Below are 878 nucleotides of genomic sequence, written 5' to 3' on the forward strand. Positions count from 1 at the left end.
CTGACCCACATAGTCATATGACACTGAATAATCAAAATCATTTGCTGAAAAAGTAAAGCTTGATACTTGCGATGAATCGGGAAAGTAAATATAATAGATATCCTCCCCGCTGGCATTGTAGTTTGTTGATGTTACCCCATAAGCAAGTGTGGTGCTTGTCCGTAGCAAAAGCACAAACAGCGCAAGAAAAACGATCTTTCGCATATAAATCCCTCACTAACTGAAAAATCGGGTGGGTAGCTTTACCCTTCCTTCCCGTTTTCTCTAAATAAATTATGCTTTCCCTCGATTAGCAAAAGCTTGGCGGATAAGACCAATAATTTTAGGGGCGAACATAAACGCTCCCAGACCTAAAAGCGCAAACCCTGAAACCAAACCTAACAAATCGCCACCTGCTGAAACTAATTCTCCTACATCAAACGGTAATGATAAACCATCAAACATGATATAATTCCTCCTTGTTTTAATTTTTAATTTATAATATAGGCAATGCCTATTATTAATACTCTCGCAGTTCATAATCCCTAGAAGCTAAATCGTCATCTGACTTTTTAAAAGCTCTAAATACAACTGGGATTAAGAAACTGACCGCTGTAACCGCAAACGCTAGCATGACACCCGGACTTACTTCTGATAGTAAAAATCTGACGTATCGCCAAAATTCTAACATGTTATCTTGACTCCAAAAGTTAATTTCCATGTCATGACCTGCTTTCTCGAATAGCATTAATGACGACTTTAAGTAGCATGCCGACAGCTATAATAGCGACAACGATCATTAAAAATGATGCGACTAACCTTAAAATAAAGCCAAAACTATCCCAAAAAAACGACCAATCCCACACGTTCGATACGTCCATTACATCACCCCTTACAGT

At 38.4% G+C, this 878-nt stretch carries 3 protein-coding genes; all 3 read right to left on the reverse strand.

From position 1 onward, the window contains the following. Positions 1-204, reverse strand: a 204-nt coding sequence (locus B494_RS21360; protein WP_206536226.1) for a hypothetical protein, incomplete at its 3' end; no start/stop codon positions are given. 69 nt (positions 205-273) lie between these two features. Then, positions 274-444, reverse strand: a complete 171-nt coding sequence (locus tag B494_RS21200; protein WP_017473325.1) for a hypothetical protein — start codon at positions 442-444, stop codon at positions 274-276. Between the two features lie 55 nt (positions 445-499). Beyond that, positions 500-700, reverse strand: coding sequence for a hypothetical protein (locus B494_RS19660; RefSeq protein ID WP_033193712.1), 201 nt, complete (start codon positions 698-700; stop codon positions 500-502). Between the last annotated feature and the right edge of the window lie 178 nt (positions 701-878).

It is taken from the genome of Amphibacillus jilinensis Y1, from assembly GCF_000306965.1.
GTDB lineage: Bacteria > Bacillota > Bacilli > Bacillales > Amphibacillaceae > Amphibacillus_C > Amphibacillus_C jilinensis.

Coding starts and splice junctions, on each gene's coding strand:
- B494_RS21200 (WP_017473325.1), bottom strand. CDS start 444: ATGTTTGATGGTTTATCATTACCGTTTGATGTAGGAGAATTAGTTTCA.
- B494_RS19660 (WP_033193712.1), bottom strand. CDS start 700: ATGGAAATTAACTTTTGGAGTCAAGATAACATGTTAGAATTTTGGCGA.